Genomic DNA, 15132 nt, shown 5'->3' with positions numbered 1-15132 from the left:
CGGAGCTGGGCAGGTTCCAGAGCAGAAACAAAAACCCCGGGGGATGCCCGGGGTTTCGGCTACAACGTTTTTCCCGCGCTTCAGGCGGCCTGGATGTTGGACGCCTGCAGCCCCTTGGGGCCGCGGGTTACCTCGAAGCTCACCCGCTGGCCTTCCTTAAGGGTCTTGAAGCCCTGCCCTTGGATGGCGGAGAAATGGGCGAAGAGATCTTCGCCGCCGCCGTCGGGGGTGATGAAGCCGAAGCCTTTAGCGTCGTTGAACCACTTGACGATACCGGTTGCCATTTACAGTCCTTTTCAACAAATCAAACGAAAGCGGGCGATTCCCGCACCCTCGATGCCTGAATCGCAAGACTGCAAACCGCCAAACGGGTATCGCACAACTTGGAATCCGACAACGAGCCGCCTTTGTACGCGGTTTCCGGGCCGGAGTCAAATGTTTTTTTACGGGCGGCGGCAAACGCCTTCAAGCGGTCGTCGAGCCCGCCGCGAGCGCCCGGGCGAACAGCCGCCGCACGGTCTCCACGGTGTCTGCCTCCTCCGGCCGCTTGTCGGGCCGCAGCCGCTTCACTCGGGCGAAGCGCAGCGCCATCCCGGTCGGGTACTGGGGGCTCGCCTGGACCTCGTTGCATTCGATTTCCACCACCAGCTCCGGCTTCACGTACACGGTCCAGTCGTCCCGGGAGAGCTCCAGGGCGAGGAGCTTCTCCGTCTGCCAGTGCAGCATCTCGTCGCTCAGGCCCTTGAAGGTCTTGCCCAGCATGACGAAGGTGCCCGTCTCCGGGTCCCGGGCGGCGAGGTGCAGGTTGGAGAGCCAGCCCTGGCGCCGTCCGTGCCCCCACTCGGCGGCAATCACCACCAGGTCCAGGGTATGGGCCCGCTTCACCTTGAGCCAGGCGGCGCCCCGGCTGCCGGCCGCGTAGGGCGCATCCAGCGCCTTGGCCATGACTCCTTCATGGCCACGCGCCACCGCGGCGTCGAAAAACGCCTGGGCCTCGGACAGGTCGTTCGTGATAATCCGGGGTACCACCAGCCCGGCGGAAACGGCTTCCGCCAGGGCCTCGAAGCGGCTGCGGGCCGGCTGGTCGAGAAGGCTCTCCCCGTCGAGATAGAGGCAGTCGAAGAAAAAAACCGATAGGGGAAGCTGCCGGCGCATGGCCGCCACGTCCAGCTTGCGCCCAAAGCGGCGCATGGTCACCTGGAAGGGCTCGGGGGTGCCGTCGCGCCGCAAGGCAATGGCTTCCCCGTCCAGGATCAGCTCGCGGGCGGGAAGCGCCGCCACCGCTTCCGCCACTTCGGGCACGGAGCAGGTCACCTCGTTGAGGCGCCGCGTGAAGACCGCCACGTCCGCGCCCTGCTTGTGCACCTGGACCCGGGCGCCGTCCAGCTTCCACTCCAGGGCCGCCTGGCCCAACTGGGCCAGGGCGTCGCCCGCGTCCTCGGCGCTCCCCGCCAACATGGGCAGGACAGGATGAAACAGGCGCAGGGAGAACCGCTCGAGTCCCGCCGCGCCCTGGACGAGGGCGGCCACGGCTACCGCGCCGAGATCGCCAGCAAGCATCGCAGCGCGGCGCACCCCCGCCGGCGGAAGCCCCGCCGCCTGGGCCACCGCATCCATCATGACCCCTTCCAGGGCGCCCTGGCGCAGCTCGCCGGCAAGCAACCGGAGCAGGAACGCTTGCTCATCCCCGGTGGCCTGCCGAAGCAGGGTGCGCAGCCGCTCGCTTCGCTTGGCCGCCGAGCTCGGGCCGAAAAGGCCGGCGATCCCGGCCAGGGCCCGGTCCACATCAGTGAGGGTCAAGGTGGGCGAGGGCGCCGAAGGGCCGAGGGCCTGGCGCAGCGCCGCCGGGCCGATGCCGAGCTTTTTCTGGCGCGGCTCGCCGGAGAGAAAGGCCACGCCGATCGGCACCTCCTCGGGCGCAAGGCACTTCAAGCACTCGGCGAGCGCCTGCACCTTGGCGCTGCGGCTGGAGGTCGCGGCCACCCGGTTCGAGGCGGCCACCAGTTCCGCGAGCTGCATGGAACTCAGCCGATCGCGCCCCGCGCCGCCTGCAGGCAGGCCTCGATCACGGCCTGCGGGCGCTCGCGCTGGGGAAAATGCCCCACGCCGGGCAGCACTTCCCGGCGATAGCCGGCGGTGAAGAACCCCTCCTTACCCGCCGAGGTTTCCAGCAGGGTCGCCCCGTCCTCGGCCCCGTGGAGCATGAAGGTGGGGACCTGCACTTTTTCCGGCGTCGCGAGCCGCCGCTCCAGCGCCTCATGGTGGGGATCCCCCGGGGCATAGCCCCAGCGATGGCGGTAGGAGTGGAGGGTGACGTCGATCCAGTCCGGGTTGTCGAAGGAAACCGCCGTCGCCTCGAATTCTTCGTCGGTGAATCGCCAGGAAGGCGACCACAGGCGCCACAGGCGGCGGGTGAAGTCCTGGCGGTCCCGCTCCAGCGCCTCCCGCCCCCGCTCCAGGGCGAAGTACCAGTGATACCAGTACTGGCGTGCCTGGTCGAAGGACAGGACTTGATCGGGCGTATTGGTGCCGTAGCCCACGGAAAGAGTCACCAGGGCGCGGATGCGCTCGGGGATCAATACCGCCGCCACATAGGCGGCGCGGGCGCCCCAGTCGTGGCCTACCAGCACGAAATCGCGCAGCTCCAAGGTCTCGGCGAAGTCCACCACGTCCTGCCCCAGAGCCGAGATCTGGCCGCTGCGCATGACAGAGGCATTGCGGAAGCGGGTGGGCCCGAAGCCACGCAAATAGGGGCACAGGACCCGGTAGCCCTCCTCCGCCAGCCGGTCGGCCACGTAGCCCCAGGTGCGGACATCGTCCGGCCAGCCATGGAGCAGCAGGAAAGTGGCGGCGTCCCGCACGCCCCGCTCTTCATAGGCGATTCGAAGGGTGGGCGTAGTCACGGTTTTCGCGCTCATTCGATCCTCCTCGCCGGACTTTTTCGCGGCAAGCCACGGGGCGCGCGCCGCATCAACATGCGCAGCACCCAATACATGGCCGCGGCCGCCAGCAGATGCTTCAGGGTGTGGCCGCTCACCCCATAGCCCAGGGCGAAGATAGCATGATCATGCCACTCCGCCGCCAGCGCGGCCGCGTACAGCAGGAACGCCGCCCATAGGTCCCCGCGCCTCGTGTAGCGCGACGGCAACGCGGTAAGGGTGAGCGTCGCCGCGCACGCGGCGGCCTGGAACGCCAGGTAAGGAAGCACGTTCTCGGCCCCCAGCGCGGCGCTCGCGCGCCAGTAGGCGACCGTTCCTACCCCGAGGGCGACGATGAGTAGAAAGGCCGGCAGCACCGCCTTCGAATCGCTGCGATCCGCCAGGGCGGCGGCCACGAGGGCCGAGAAGACAAGCGTCATGGCGGCGCGGTCCCATGCCAGGGCGTCATCCGTCGGCGCCCAGTGATAATACGCCGAGCCCAGCCCCGTGAGCACGGCACCGGCAAAGAAGGCGAGATAAGGCCAATGGCCCCGCTCCTCCAGGAAGGCCAGGCGGCCCGGGCCACGAAGGAAGCGCAACCCGAGCCATCCCACCGCCAGGAAGCCCGCGTTGGAGACCACGTTGGCGAAGTTGGAAACGCCGAGAAACGCGCGGGCATCCGCGAAGGCGTGATACGCCTGGGGCTGGGGATATGCGGGCGCGAGCAGGGCCACGGCCACCACGAAGAGCCCCAGGACGGCCGCCACGCCAAAACAGGCCGCCCCGGAGAGGGTGCGGTCGCGCCGGCCGGCTCGGGCCGGAGTCTCCGGATAGGCCGATGCGGCGATGGGCCGATCCTCCTCGTCGAGATGGTTCCGCAGCCGTTCGGCGGCGGGGGTTGCCGTTCTTTCGCCGGCGCGGGCGAGCCCCTGCCTCCGCGCTCAACCGGCCCGGAAGGACCGATTCGATCAAGCGCATTTCGCCCATCGTCGCGTCGCCGCGCCTGTCTTCCGCCGGCTCAGTAGAGGACTTGCACGTTCTCGGGCGCAAGCCACGCTTCAAGCCCGGCGATGAGATCGTCCTCCAGCCGCACCCGCCACCCGTCTCCCAAGGGAAGGTCGCACTCGGCCACCCCGTTCACGTAGTGCACTACCACCGGGCAGGTGCCGTTGCGATAAGGCTCCAGCAGATCCCGCAGCTTGACCGGGTCGGAAGCGCCATTGCACACAAGCCGCACCGCCTTGGCGTAGCGGCTGCGGGCCTGGGCCAGGCTCATGAGCTTTTCCGCCGTCAGGCGTACGCCCCCGCTGAACTCGTCGTAGACTACCTTGGCTTCCACCACCGCCAGGGCCTCTTCCCGCAGCCAGGCGCGGTGCTGCTCGAAGAGCTCCGAAAACGCCACCACCTCCACCTTGGCGCTGCCGTCGTCCAGCACGATGACCCCCATGCGGCCGCGCCGGGTGGGCTGGATGCGCAGGCTGTAGATCATGCCGGCCACCAGCACGCTACTCTGGGAGGGTTGCAGCTCGGCCAGGCGGGTCTTCACGAAGGCGGAGACTTCCCGGGCGTAGGCGTTAAACGGATGGCCCGAGAGGTAGAAGCCCAGAGCGAGCTTTTCGTTTTGCAGCCGCTCGGCCTCGCTCCACCGGGGGCAGTCGATCAGCTCCGGCGGGTGCTCGGCCCCCTCCCCCGCGTCGAAGAGGCTCACCTGGGAGGAAGCGAGGTCCCGCCGCTCCGCCTCTTCTAGGGCAATGCCCACCGAGGCGAGCAGGCTCGCCCGATGCTCGTTCACCGAGTCGAAGGCGCCGGCGCGCACCAGCGATTCCACCACGCGCCGGTTCACCAGGCGCTTGTCCACCCGCCGGCAGAAGTCGAACAGGCTGCGGAACGGCCCGCCCTCGGCCCGGGCGGCGAGGATGCACTCGATGGCCGCCTGGCCCGTGCCCTTGATGGCGCCGAGGCCGTAGCGGAGGGTGCGCTCGTCCACCGGGACGAAGCGGTAGCCGCTCTGGTTCACGTCCGGCGCGAGCACGGTGAGTCCGTTCTGCCTGGCGTCCTCGTAGAGCTGCTCCACCTTGTCGGTGTCATCCATCACCGCGGAGAGGTTCGCCGCCATGAAAGCCGCCGGATGGTGAGCCTTCATGTACGCCGTCTGGTAGGCCACCAGGGCGTAGGCGGCGGCGTGGGACTTGTTGAAGCCGTAGCCCGCGAACTTCTCCATGAGATCGAAGAGCTGGGTCGCCTTGTCCCGGCGCACTCCGTTCTTCTGCGCGCCGGCGACGAAGATCTCCCGGTGCCTCGCCATCTCCTCGGGCTTCTTCTTGCCCATGGCCCGCCGCAGCAGATCCGCGCCGCCCAGGGTGTAGCCGCCGATCACCTGGGCGATCTGCATCACCTGCTCCTGGTACACCATGATCCCGTAGGTGGGGCCTAGGATCGGCTCCAGCCTCGGGTCCAGGTATTCCACCGCCTTGCGCCCGTGCTTGCGCTCGATAAACTCCGGGATGAGATCCATGGGACCCGGGCGGTAGAGCGCCACTAGGGCGATCAAGTCCTCGAAGCGGTCGGGCCGGGCCCGCTTCAACAGATCCCGCATGCCACGGGATTCGAACTGGAACACCGCGGTGGTGTTGGCGCTGGAGAAGATCCTGTAGGTGTCCGGGTCGCCCAGGGGCAGGGACTCCAGGGACAGGGGGGAGGCGGGGTCGAGCTCGCGCACGTAGCGCAGCGTCCAGTCGAGAATGGTGAGGGTGGTCAGGCCGAGGAAGTCGAACTTCACCAGCCCGATCTTCTCCACGTCGTCCTTGTCCAGCTGAGAGACCACGCTCTGGGAGCCCTGAGCCGCGTACAGGGGGCAGAAATCGGTGAGCCGCCCCGGGGCGATCAGCACGCCCCCCGCGTGCATGCCCACGTTGCGTGTCAGGCCCTCCAGCCGCTCGGCCAGCGCGAGCAACTCCTGCACCTCTTCCTCGTTCTTCTCCCGCTCGGCAAGCAGGGGCTCCGCCTGCCGCGCCTCGGCAAGGGTGATGTGCTTGCCCGGCTGGAAAGGGATCAGCTTCGCTAACTGGTCGCAAAAGTTGTACCCCAGGTCCAGCACCCGCCCCACGTCCCGCACCACGGCCCGCGCCGCCATGGTGCCGAAAGTGGCGATCTGGGAGACGCTCTCGTGACCGTATTTCTCCCGCACGTACTCGATCACCCGGTCGCGCCCGTCCTGGCAGAAGTCGATGTCGAAGTCGGGCATGGACACCCGTTCCGGGTTCAGGAAGCGCTCGAACAGCAGGTCGTAGCGGATGGGATCCAGGTCGGTGATGCCCAGGGAGTAGGCCACGAGAGAGCCCGCGCCGGAGCCACGCCCCGGCCCCACCGGCACGCCGTTCGACTTCGCCCAGTTGATGAAGTCGGCCACGATCAGGAAGTAGCCGGAGAAGCCCATCTGCTGGATGGTCTCGATCTCAAAGGCGAGCCGCTCCCGGTAGCGGGGCGCCGCCCGTTCGCGCTCTTCCGCGTCGGGGAAAAGCCGGGTGAGCCGGCGCTCGAGGCCCGCCCGCGCCTCCCGCTCCAGGTATTCGTCCAGGGACGCACCCTCGGGCGTGGGGAAGCGGGGGAGTTTCGCCTTGCCCAGCTCGATTTCCAGGTTGCAGCGCCGGGCGATTTCCACGCTGTTGGCGAGCGCTTCCGGCAGGTCGGCGAAGAGGGCCCCCATCTCCGCCTGGGTCTTGAAGTACTGTTCGGGGGTGAAGGCCTTGGGCCGGCGCTGGTCGGACAGGATGTAGCCACCGGCGATGCACACCCGCGCCTCGTGGGCGCGGAAGTCCCCGGGCGCCAAGAACTGGACCGGGTGGGTCGCCACGACCGGCAGTCCCAGGCGGGCGGCTAGGGCCGCGGCGGCCCTGGTGCAGCTTTCGGCGTTGGGCGTGCCGTCCCGCTGGAGCTCCAGGTAGAAGCGGGCGGGGAAAAGCCGGGCGTAGTCCAGGCAAAGCGAGCGGGCCCGCTCGGCGTCACCCCGGGCCAGGGCCGCGCCCACATCGCCGTGGTGAGCGCCGGAGAGCAGGATCAGCCCTTCGGTGCCCTCCTCTTCGAACCACCCTTTCCTGATCTCGGGCCGACCCCGGTGCTGGTTTTCCAGGTAGGCCCGGGTCAACAGCCGCGACAGCCGCAGGTAGCCTTCCCGGGACTGACACAGGAGCAGGATCCGGTGGGCGTTGGCCCGGTCGGCCTCGTTGGTGAGCCACAGGTCGCAGCCGATGACCGGCTTCACCCCCTGGCCGCGGGCGGCCTCGTAGAACTTCACCATGCCGAACACGTTGGCGAGATCGGTGAGGGCCAGCGCCGGCATGCGATCTTCCCGGGCCCGGCGCACCGCGTCCTCGATCCGCACGATGCCGTCCACGATGGAGTATTCGCTGTGGAGCCTCAGGTGGACGAAAGCGGGATCGGGCATGGCGCTACAATGGCGCGCGCTTCGAAGTCGGGTGCGTGCCCCCAACGGCAGCACGCGGTGAAATTCTACCTCAGGCGGCAACACCCCTTGAACCGAATCGATCTGGACACGCGCGCCGGGGTTCCTGAAGGTTCCTTACGCCAGCATTTCGAAGGCAACGTGGCGGTGGCCGCGCCGGAGGCGGTACACGCCGAAGTCCTTGCGATCGATGGTGAAAATCCTCTGTAACCGGAGCTGCTCGGCAGCAACGACCAGGGACGCGTCGGCCAGGTCCATCGGCACGTCGCGGTAGCGGATCATCAGCTCGAACGCGCGCCCGAGCGTGGGCTCGTCGAGGAACCAGACGCTTAAGCCCCCGCCGGCGACGAAATCCATCAGGCGTTGCGCTCCATTGCTCCCCGGAGCGAGCAAATGGAACGCCTCCGCGAGACCGGCGTCGTGGTGCAAAGCGGCTCGTTCACGCGCTTGAGCCGATCCACGCACCTGCCGTGCCACTCGTCGGCCGGATCGAACAACGCAACCAGCGGGCCTATATCGACGAGGATCACCCGGCAACCGCGGGTCAAGGGTCTTTCTGGTCCGGGTGTTGGCCAAACCGGGGGGCTCGGGATGGAACGCGCCCCGTTGCCCGGATAGCTTCTTGCGATGTTTGCGCCGGATCACCTCCGCGACGGCGTGCTTCGCGTCCGCGGCGGCGGCCCGGGACCAGCCGCCGGCGCCTAGGTCCAAGCGCCGGTAGACTTCGTAGGGCCGGAGGGAGCCCTCGTGCCGAGCGTGTTTCTCGTATGCCTCCAAACCGCGCTTGAGCACTTCGGAGATGGAGAGGCCGGTCGCCTTGCGCAGTCTGGAGAGGGTTCTCTCGGCGTCTTCGTCGAGCCTTACCGTGCGGGTGCCCATTGGTCTTGCCCGCCGATGCGCGTCTTTGTAATACGGAATGTAATACGAAATATTCCGGGTCAACGCGCTGCCCGCCTTGCCCCGGTTCCCTGGTGCGACGCGCCGGCGGTCCCCGTTCTTGCGGCAGGCGCTGCCCTATAATGCTCCCCAACGACCCTGCTGCTCCTTCCCCGATGGGATCCGCCCGCCTCCTGCTCCTGGCCGCCCTCGCGTTCACCCCCGCCGCGGCCCAGGTCTACAAGTCCACCCTGCCCGACGGCCGGGTGGTCTACGGGGACAAGCCCGCGCCGGGGGCGCGGAAGGTGGAGCAGATGGCGCCGGCGCCCCAGCCTTCGGAAGCGGAACGGCAAGCTGGCGAAGCGCAGCGGCAAAAGGCCCTGGAGCGGGCCGAGCAGACCGCCGCGCGGCTGCGCGAGCGAGAGCGTGAGCGGGCGGCCGCCGAGGAAGAAGTGCGCCGGGCGGAAGCGGCCCTCGAGGAGGCGCGGCAGGCCCGGGAGGCGGGGCGTGCGCCGCTCCCAGGGGAGTACCTGGGCACGGCGGGTGGCGGAATGCGTCCCACCGAGGTCTACCAGGCCCGACAGCGGGCCCTGGAGGAAGCCGTCTCCGCTGCCGAGGCGCAGCTCGCCCGGGCCCGCCAGGCGCTGGAGGCGCTGCGCTGAGGGCGATGCGCTCCGGTAAACCGAGCCGGTCCAGCTTCCTGACGATCCGCGGCGTGCGCTACCACGTGCGCCGTTGGGGGCCGCCCGATGGGCCCCCGCTCTTTCTGTTGCACGGCTGGATGGACGTCTCGGCCTCCTTCCAGTTTCTGGTGGATGCCCTCGAAGGGCCCTGGCAGTGCATCGCCCCCGACTGGCGCGGCTTCGGGCTCTCCGGCTGGAACGAAGAGGGCTACTGGTTCCCCGATTACCTGGCGGACCTGGACGCCCTGCTCGATCTTTGCCCCGGCCGGGGGCTCGTTCCGCTGGTAGGCCACAGCATGGGCGGCAACATCGCCTGTCTCTACGCCGGGGTGCGGCCCGAACGGGTGAGCCGCGTGGTGTCCCTGGAAGGCTTCGGGCTCCCCGCCACCCGCCCGGAAGAGGCCCCCGAACGCTACCGGCGCTGGCTGGATGAGCTGAAGACCCCTGCGGCCTTCTCCGACTATCCTTCGCTGGAGGCGGTGGCCGCGCGGCTGCGGAAAAACAATCCGCGCCTCACCGAAGACCAGGCCCGGTTCCTCGCCCCCCACTGGGCCGCGCCCGGCCCCGACGGCCGGGCGCGGCTGCGCAGCGACCCCCAGCATAAGCGGGTGAACCCGGTCCTCTACCGGCTGGAGGAGGCGATGGCCTGCTGGCGCGGGATCGAGGCGCCGGTGCTGTGGGTGCTGGGGGAGGAGTCCGCCCTCGCCCGCCGGCGCCGGGAAGCCCCGGAAGAGTTCGACCAGCGCAGCGCCGCCATCCGCCGGCTGCGGGTGGAGACCCTGGCGGGTGCCGGCCATATGATGCACCATGACCAGCCCCGCGCCCTGGCGCGGCTGGTCGAAGCGTTTTTAATGGAGTCCTGATATGGCCGTTGCGACGCCGAGGGTCCTGGACTGGTACTTCGACTACGTCTCGCCCTTTTCCTACCTGCAGCTCGAAGCGTTCCACCGCCTGCCTGCCGGCGTGACCGTGCGGCCGCGGCCGATCCTCTTCGCCGGGCTCCTGGACGCATGGGGGCACAAGGGGCCGGCCGAGATCCCGGAGAAGCGCAAGTTCACCTACCGCTTCGCGGTATGGACCGCGGACAAGTACGGCATCCCCTTGAAGTTTCCGCCGGCCCACCCGTTCAACCCCCTCAAGCCCCTGCGCCTCACGGTGGCCCTCGGCGACCAGCCGGCAGTGGTCCGCCACATCTTCCGCTTCATCTGGCGGGAAGGCCGGCTGGTGGAAGATCCCAAGGAGTGGGCGCGGCTCGCCGCGGAGCTGGGCGCGCCGGACGCGGACGCGAAGATCGCCCAGCCCTGGGTCAAGGAGCGGCTGAAAGCGAACGGCGAGGAGGCCGTCGGCCGCGGCGTTTTCGGCGTGCCCACCTTCTGGGTCGAGGCAGAGTTGTTCTGGGGCTTCGACGCCACCGATTTCCTGCTCACCTTCCTGGAGAACCCGGGTCTCTTGCGCGAAGGCGAGCTGGCCCGCGTCTCCAGCCTTCCCGCCGCCACCCAGCGCAAGGGCCACCCATGAGGCTGCCGTCCCGGCGGCCTTGCCGGGCCTGGGCGCCCGGGGCACGCCTTCTGGACAAAGGGGGGCGCTTGGGCTAGATTCCTCTGCGGCCCGGAAGGAATCACAACGATTACAAGGCCTAACGTTTTCCATCCCAAACGCCATCGAGAGGAGAGAACAACATGAAACTCAGAAGCCGCATCGCCACCGCGGCCGCCGTCGTCGTCGCCCTCGTCGCGGCGCCGGCCCTGGCCGCCGAGCTCACCGGCACGATGAAGAAGATCAAGGACACCGGCGCCATCGTGATCGGCCACCGGGAGGCGTCAATCCCGTTCTCCTATCTGGACGACCAGCAGCGGCCCATCGGCTACTCCATGGACATCTGCGCTCGCATCGTGGAGGCGGTGAAGAAAGAGCTCAACATGCCCAATCTCCAGGTGCGGTACAACCCGGTGACGCCCCAGACGCGCATCCCCCTCATGGCCAACGGCACCATCGACCTGGAGTGCGGCTCCACCACCAACACCGTGGAGCGCCAGAAACAGGTGGGCTTCGCCGTGACCACCTTCATCACCGGCACCAAGCTGCTGGTGAAGAAGGACTCCGGGATCAAGAGCATCGACGACCTGAAGGGCAAGACCGTGGTGGTGACCCAGGGGACCACCAACGAGCGGGCGGTGAAGCAGATCAACGACGAGAAGAATCTGGGCATCCGCTTTCTTCACGCCAAGGACCACGCCGAGTCGTTCCTGACCGTGGAGACGGGCCGGGCGGTGGCCTTCCCCATGGATCACATTCTGCTCTACGGTCTGATCGCCAACTCCAAGAACCCGGCCGAGTGGGACGTGGTGGGCGACTTCCTGTCCTTCGATCCCTACGCCGTCATGCTACGCAAGGACGACCCCCAGTGGAAGAAGTTCGTCGACGCCGTGATCATCGGCCTGATGAAGAGCGGCGAGCTGGAGAAGCTCTACAATAAGTGGTTCCTGTCGCCGATTCCGCCCAAGAACGTGACGCTCAACGTGCCCATGACCCCGCAGCTCGTGGAGCAGTTCAAGAACCCCAACGACAAGGGCGCGTAAAGCGCGCAGTCAGCCTGGGGAGGGGCATCCGGCCCCTCCCCGTCGTTTCAAGCCCGCGCAATGCAGTACAACTGGAACTGGGGCATTTTCTTCCAGCCCGCCTTTTCCGGGGGCGGAACCTACCTGGACTGGATCCTTTCCGGGCTCAAGTGGACCGTCCTGGTGTCCCTGGCGGCCTGGGCGATCGCCTTCAGCCTGGGCTCGGTCATCGGCGTCCTGCGCACGACACCCGTCAAGCCGCTGCGCGCGATTGCCACCTGGTACGTGGAGCTGTTCCGCAACGTGCCGCTGCTGGTGCAGATGTTCCTGTGGTTCTTCGTAGTGCCGGAGCTCCTGCCCAAGGCCTGGGGCGATTGGCTCAAGCAGGAACTACCCCTGCCCGCCTTCTGGACCGCGGTGGTGAGCCTGGGCACCTACACCGCTTCCCGGGTCGCCGAGCAGGTGCGCTCCGGCATCCAGTCGATCCCCAAAGGGCAGACCTACGCGGGGCTCGCCATGGGGCTGTCGCTGCCCCAGGTGTACCGCCACGTGCTGCTCCCCATGGCCTACCGGATCATCATCCCGCCCTTGACCTCCGAGTTCCTGACCATTTTCAAGAACTCCTCCGTGGCCCTCACCATTGGGCTCCTGGAGCTCACCGCCCAGAGCCGCCAGATCACCGACTTCACCTTCCACGGCTTCGAGGCCTTCACCGTGGCCACGCTCCTGTACGTGATGATCACCATGATCGTCATGGTTGGCATGCGGATCCTGGAAGCCCGGGTGCGGGTCCCGGGCTACATCGGCAGCGGCGGACGGTAGCCCATGTTCGGGGAATTCGACTTCAATGTGATCGTGCGGGCGCTGCCTTTCCTGTGGCGGGGCATGCAGTTCTCCCTCTACCTCACGGCCCTCGCCATGGCGGGAGGCATCGTGCTGGGCACGCTGCTCGCCCTCATGCGGCTCTCCCGCTTCAAGCTCCTCAACCTGCCCGCGGGCGCCTACGTCAACCTGCTGCGCTCCATTCCCCTCATCCTGGTGATCTTCTGGTTCTACTTCCTGGTGCCCATCGTCATGCGCGCCATCCAGGGCACCGAGTACGCCGCGGGCATCGGCCCGTTCTACTCCGCCCTCATCGCCTTCACCCTGTTCGAGGCCGCCTACTATTGCGAGATCATCCGCGCCGGCATCCAAAGCGTGCCCAAGGGCCAGGTCAACGCCGCCTACGCCCTCGGGCTCTCCTATGGCCAGGCGATGCGCCACGTGGTACTGCCCCAGGCGTTCCGCAACATGGTCCCGATCCTGCTCACCCAGGACATCATCCTGTTCCAGGACACCTCCCTCGTGTACGTGGTGGGCCTGTCCGACTTCATGGGGGTGGCGAGCAAGGTGGCCCAGCGGGACGGCCGCCTGGTGGAGCTCTATCTCTTCGCCGCCCTCGTGTATTTCGTCATGTGCTACGCCGCCTCCTACTTGGTGAAGCGCTTGCAACAGAGGTTCTCCGTATGATCACGATCAAGAACGTCTCCAAGTGGTACGGGAACTTCCAGGTGCTCAAGAACTGCTCCACCTACGTGGACAAGGGCCAGGTGGTGGTGTGCGGCCCATCCGGCTCGGGAAAGTCGACCCTGATCAAGTGCGTGAACGGGCTGGAACCGTTCCAGGAGGGAGAGATCATTGTCAATGGCGTGTCGGTGGGGGACCCGAAGACCAACCTCACCAAGCTGCGCTCCCAGGTGGGCATGGTGTTCCAGCACTTCGAGCTGTTCCCCCACATGAAGGTCATCGACAACGTCAACCTGGCTCAGGTCAAGGTGCTGGGCCGGTCCAAGGAGGAAGCCACCGAGAAGTCGTTGAAGCTCCTGGACCGGGTCGGCCTCAAGGATCAGGCGTACAAGTACCCCGGGCAGCTCTCCGGCGGCCAGCAGCAGCGGGTGGCCATCGCCCGGGCGCTGGCTATGGACCCGGTGTGCATGCTGTTCGACGAGCCTACCTCCGCCCTCGACCCGGAGATGATCAACGAGGTGCTGGACGTGATGGTGGAGCTCGCCCGGGAAGGCATGACCATGATGGTGGTCACCCACGAGATGGGCTTCGCGCGCAAGGTGGCCCACCGGGTGGTCTTCATGGACGAGGGCGAGATTGTGGAGGACGCCCTCAAGGAGGATTTCTTCGGCAAGCCCCGCTCCGACCGGGCCCAGCAGTTCCTGTCCAAGATCCTTCATCACTGAAGCCCGCGGGGCCGTCAGCCGGCGCCAGCCTGCAGCCTTGATCACGGGCCAGACCAGGGTCGACAGTCACCCCAGCCCCGCCACCAGGAGGGCGAGGAGAACGACACTCCCCAGGACCGTCTATTCAGTCTTCGAGGGTGAAACCCACCTTGAGGGTCACCTGCCAATGGGCCACCTTGCCCTCGGCGATGGCGCCCCGGGTTTCCACGATCTGGAACCAGTGAAGGTTGCGCAGCGTCTTCGACGCCTTGGCGATCGCGTTCTGCACCGCATCCTCGATGCTGGTGCTCGACGAGCCGGTCAGCTCGATTAGCTTGTACACATGGTCGGTCATGGTCATCCTCCTTTCGATCGACTTCCCCTCTCTCCGCGGAAGCCCGATTCAAGCAAACACATCCGCGTAGGCAAACAGACCCGGCAGCCCGCCGGTGTGCAGAAACGCCACCGTCTCGTCGCGGCCGATCCCGCCCTTGCGCGCGAGGTCCACGAGCCCCGCCATGGCCTTGCCGGTGTACACCGGATCGAGGAGCAGGCCTTCGGTGCCCGCGGCCAGGGCGAGCGCCTCCTTCATCGGCTGCGTCGGTTCACCGTAGCCCGCCCCGAGGTAGGCGTCGGTCACCTCCACCGCCTCGTCCGGCGGCGCCGACTCGGAACCAAGGGCCCCCGCGGCTTGAGCGGCAAGCCGGGTGACCAGCGGCCGCTGCTCGGACGCGCTCGCGCGCACGGCGATGCCCGTCACCCGGACCGCTGCACCCATCACGTGGAAACCGGCCACGAGCCCCGCGTGGCTGCCGCCGCTGCCGCTGGCGAGCACCACCCGGTCGAGGTGGACGCCCTGGGCCCGCGCCTGGGCCAGAAGCTCAACGGCGCATTCGGCGTAGCCGAGATCGCCGAGAAGGCACGTGCCGCCGCGAGGGATGACGTAAGGTTTCGCCCCTTGGGAGGCAAGCTTCGCCGCCAACCGCTCCATCGCCGCCGTCGGCTCCTCGCCCGGTTCGAGGGCATGGAGGCGGGCGCCCAGCAGCCGATCGAGCAGCAGGTTGCCGCCCCGGGTGTATTCGATGCCCGCGTCCGGGCGGGAGGGCGAGAGCAGCAGATGGCAGGCGAGCCCAAGCCGGGCGGCCGCGGCGGCGGTCTGGCGGGCGTGGTTCGACTGCCACGCGCCGGTGGTGATGAGGGTGTCCGCCCCGCGGGCGAGGGCCTCGCCCAACAGGTATTCCAGCTTGCGGACCTTGTTGCCGCCGCCCCCGAGCCCCGTCAAGTCGTCGCGCTTGACCCACAACCGCAACCCGCCGAGGGCCCGCCCCAGCCGCGAGAGCGGCTCCAGGGGCGTGGGCTTGACCGCCAGCGACACCTTGGGATAGCGGCCGAGCTGCTCCATCAGCACGTCAGCCGCGGACATTT

The 15132-nt window shown here is 67.9% G+C and carries 15 protein-coding genes; 7 read left to right on the top strand and 8 right to left on the bottom strand.

The annotated features are described in order from the left end of the window. Positions 1–80 precede the first annotated feature (80 nt). The 6 genes from ACTFO6_RS04830 to ACTFO6_RS04805 all read right to left on the bottom strand — a co-directional run bounded on the left by ACTFO6_RS04830 (position 81) and on the right by ACTFO6_RS04805 (position 8259). Positions 81–284, bottom strand: a complete 204-nt coding sequence (locus ACTFO6_RS04830; protein WP_439933310.1) for a cold-shock protein — start codon at positions 282–284, stop codon at positions 81–83. A gap of 181 nt (positions 285–465) precedes the next feature. Then, positions 466–2019 carry an ATP-dependent DNA ligase gene (locus ACTFO6_RS04825; RefSeq protein ID WP_439933309.1) on the bottom strand — a complete coding sequence of 518 codons (1554 nt, stop codon included), beginning with the start codon at positions 2017–2019 and terminating at the stop codon, positions 466–468. A 5-nt stretch (positions 2020–2024) separates the two neighbouring features. Continuing rightward, positions 2025–2918 carry an alpha/beta fold hydrolase gene (locus ACTFO6_RS04820; protein WP_439933308.1) on the bottom strand — a complete coding sequence of 298 codons (894 nt, stop codon included), beginning with the start codon at positions 2916–2918 and terminating at the stop codon, positions 2025–2027. After that, positions 2915–3685, bottom strand: a complete 771-nt coding sequence (locus ACTFO6_RS04815) for an alkaline phytoceramidase (protein WP_439933307.1) — start codon at positions 3683–3685, stop codon at positions 2915–2917. Before ACTFO6_RS04815 ends, ACTFO6_RS04820 begins: the two co-directional genes overlap by 4 nt. 251 nt (positions 3686–3936) lie before the next feature. Continuing rightward, positions 3937–7362, bottom strand: coding sequence for a DNA polymerase III subunit alpha (dnaE, locus tag ACTFO6_RS04810; RefSeq protein WP_439933306.1), 3426 nt, complete (start codon positions 7360–7362; stop codon positions 3937–3939). A gap of 135 nt (positions 7363–7497) precedes the next feature. Continuing rightward, entirely contained in the window at positions 7498–8259 is a 762-nt protein-coding gene (locus ACTFO6_RS04805; RefSeq protein WP_439933305.1) for a ribbon-helix-helix protein, CopG family, read from the bottom strand. A 173-nt stretch (positions 8260–8432) separates the two neighbouring features. On the opposite strand from ACTFO6_RS04805, the gene ACTFO6_RS04800 reads away from it, so the two are divergent. The 7 genes from ACTFO6_RS04800 to ACTFO6_RS04770 all read left to right on the top strand — a co-directional run bounded on the left by ACTFO6_RS04800 (position 8433) and on the right by ACTFO6_RS04770 (position 13728). After that, the gene (locus tag ACTFO6_RS04800; protein WP_439933304.1) at positions 8433–8918 is read left to right on the top strand and encodes a DUF4124 domain-containing protein; all 486 of its coding nucleotides are present in this window, start codon (positions 8433–8435) and stop codon (positions 8916–8918) included. Between the two features lie 5 nt (positions 8919–8923). Further along, a complete protein-coding gene (locus ACTFO6_RS04795; RefSeq protein WP_439933303.1) occupies positions 8924–9802 on the top strand; it encodes an alpha/beta fold hydrolase in 879 nt (292 codons plus the stop codon). 1 nt (position 9803) lies between these two features. Further along, a complete protein-coding gene (locus ACTFO6_RS04790) occupies positions 9804–10457 on the top strand; it encodes a 2-hydroxychromene-2-carboxylate isomerase (protein ID WP_439933302.1) in 654 nt (217 codons plus the stop codon). A 161-nt stretch (positions 10458–10618) separates the two neighbouring features. Beyond that, positions 10619–11518, top strand: a complete 900-nt coding sequence (locus ACTFO6_RS04785; RefSeq protein WP_439933301.1) for a transporter substrate-binding domain-containing protein — start codon at positions 10619–10621, stop codon at positions 11516–11518. Positions 11519–11578: 60 nt separating this feature from the next. Next, positions 11579–12319: an amino acid ABC transporter permease gene (locus ACTFO6_RS04780; RefSeq protein ID WP_439933300.1), complete on the top strand. Its 741-nt coding sequence runs from the start codon at positions 11579–11581 to the stop codon at positions 12317–12319. Positions 12320–12322: 3 nt separating this feature from the next. Further along, the gene (locus ACTFO6_RS04775) at positions 12323–13006 is read left to right on the top strand and encodes an amino acid ABC transporter permease (RefSeq protein WP_439933299.1); all 684 of its coding nucleotides are present in this window, start codon (positions 12323–12325) and stop codon (positions 13004–13006) included. Further along, entirely contained in the window at positions 13003–13728 is a 726-nt protein-coding gene (locus ACTFO6_RS04770; protein ID WP_439933298.1) for an amino acid ABC transporter ATP-binding protein, read from the top strand. The genes ACTFO6_RS04775 and ACTFO6_RS04770 overlap by 4 nt, the downstream gene beginning before the upstream one ends. Before the next feature lie 124 nt (positions 13729–13852). On the opposite strand, the gene ACTFO6_RS04765 is transcribed toward ACTFO6_RS04770, so the two are convergent. Then, positions 13853–14062, bottom strand: coding sequence for a dodecin (locus ACTFO6_RS04765; protein WP_439933297.1), 210 nt, complete (start codon positions 14060–14062; stop codon positions 13853–13855). Positions 14063–14110: 48 nt separating this feature from the next. Then, on the bottom strand, positions 14111–15130 hold the full coding sequence (locus tag ACTFO6_RS04760; protein WP_439933296.1) for a D-cysteine desulfhydrase family protein: 1020 nt from the start codon (positions 15128–15130) through the stop codon (positions 14111–14113). Positions 15131–15132: the final 2 nt, after the last annotated feature.

This window comes from Pelomicrobium sp. G1, from assembly GCF_051905455.1.
GTDB lineage: Bacteria > Pseudomonadota > Gammaproteobacteria > Burkholderiales > UBA6910 > Pelomicrobium.
This window is presented reverse-complemented; position numbering and strand designations above follow the sequence as displayed.

Excerpts from the sequence above, each read along its gene's own strand:
- ACTFO6_RS04795 (WP_439933303.1), top strand. The coding sequence starts at position 8,924 with ATGCGCTCCGGTAAACCGAGCCGGTCCAGCTTCCTGACGATCCGCGGC.
- ACTFO6_RS04805 (WP_439933305.1), bottom strand. The coding sequence starts at position 8,259 with ATGGGCACCCGCACGGTAAGGCTCGACGAAGACGCCGAGAGAACCCTC.
- ACTFO6_RS04825 (WP_439933309.1), bottom strand. The coding sequence starts at position 2,019 with ATGCAGCTCGCGGAACTGGTGGCCGCCTCGAACCGGGTGGCCGCGACC.
- dnaE (WP_439933306.1), bottom strand. The coding sequence starts at position 7,362 with ATGCCCGATCCCGCTTTCGTCCACCTGAGGCTCCACAGCGAATACTCC.
- ACTFO6_RS04760 (WP_439933296.1), bottom strand. The coding sequence starts at position 15,130 with ATGTCCGCGGCTGACGTGCTGATGGAGCAGCTCGGCCGCTATCCCAAG.
- ACTFO6_RS04785 (WP_439933301.1), top strand. The coding sequence starts at position 10,619 with ATGAAACTCAGAAGCCGCATCGCCACCGCGGCCGCCGTCGTCGTCGCC.
- ACTFO6_RS04765 (WP_439933297.1), bottom strand. The coding sequence starts at position 14,062 with ATGACCGACCATGTGTACAAGCTAATCGAGCTGACCGGCTCGTCGAGC.
- ACTFO6_RS04775 (WP_439933299.1), top strand. The coding sequence starts at position 12,323 with ATGTTCGGGGAATTCGACTTCAATGTGATCGTGCGGGCGCTGCCTTTC.
- ACTFO6_RS04830 (WP_439933310.1), bottom strand. The coding sequence starts at position 284 with ATGGCAACCGGTATCGTCAAGTGGTTCAACGACGCTAAAGGCTTCGGC.
- ACTFO6_RS04820 (WP_439933308.1), bottom strand. The coding sequence starts at position 2,918 with ATGAGCGCGAAAACCGTGACTACGCCCACCCTTCGAATCGCCTATGAA.
- ACTFO6_RS04770 (WP_439933298.1), top strand. The coding sequence starts at position 13,003 with ATGATCACGATCAAGAACGTCTCCAAGTGGTACGGGAACTTCCAGGTG.
- ACTFO6_RS04790 (WP_439933302.1), top strand. The coding sequence starts at position 9,804 with ATGGCCGTTGCGACGCCGAGGGTCCTGGACTGGTACTTCGACTACGTC.
- ACTFO6_RS04800 (WP_439933304.1), top strand. The coding sequence starts at position 8,433 with ATGGGATCCGCCCGCCTCCTGCTCCTGGCCGCCCTCGCGTTCACCCCC.
- ACTFO6_RS04780 (WP_439933300.1), top strand. The coding sequence starts at position 11,579 with ATGCAGTACAACTGGAACTGGGGCATTTTCTTCCAGCCCGCCTTTTCC.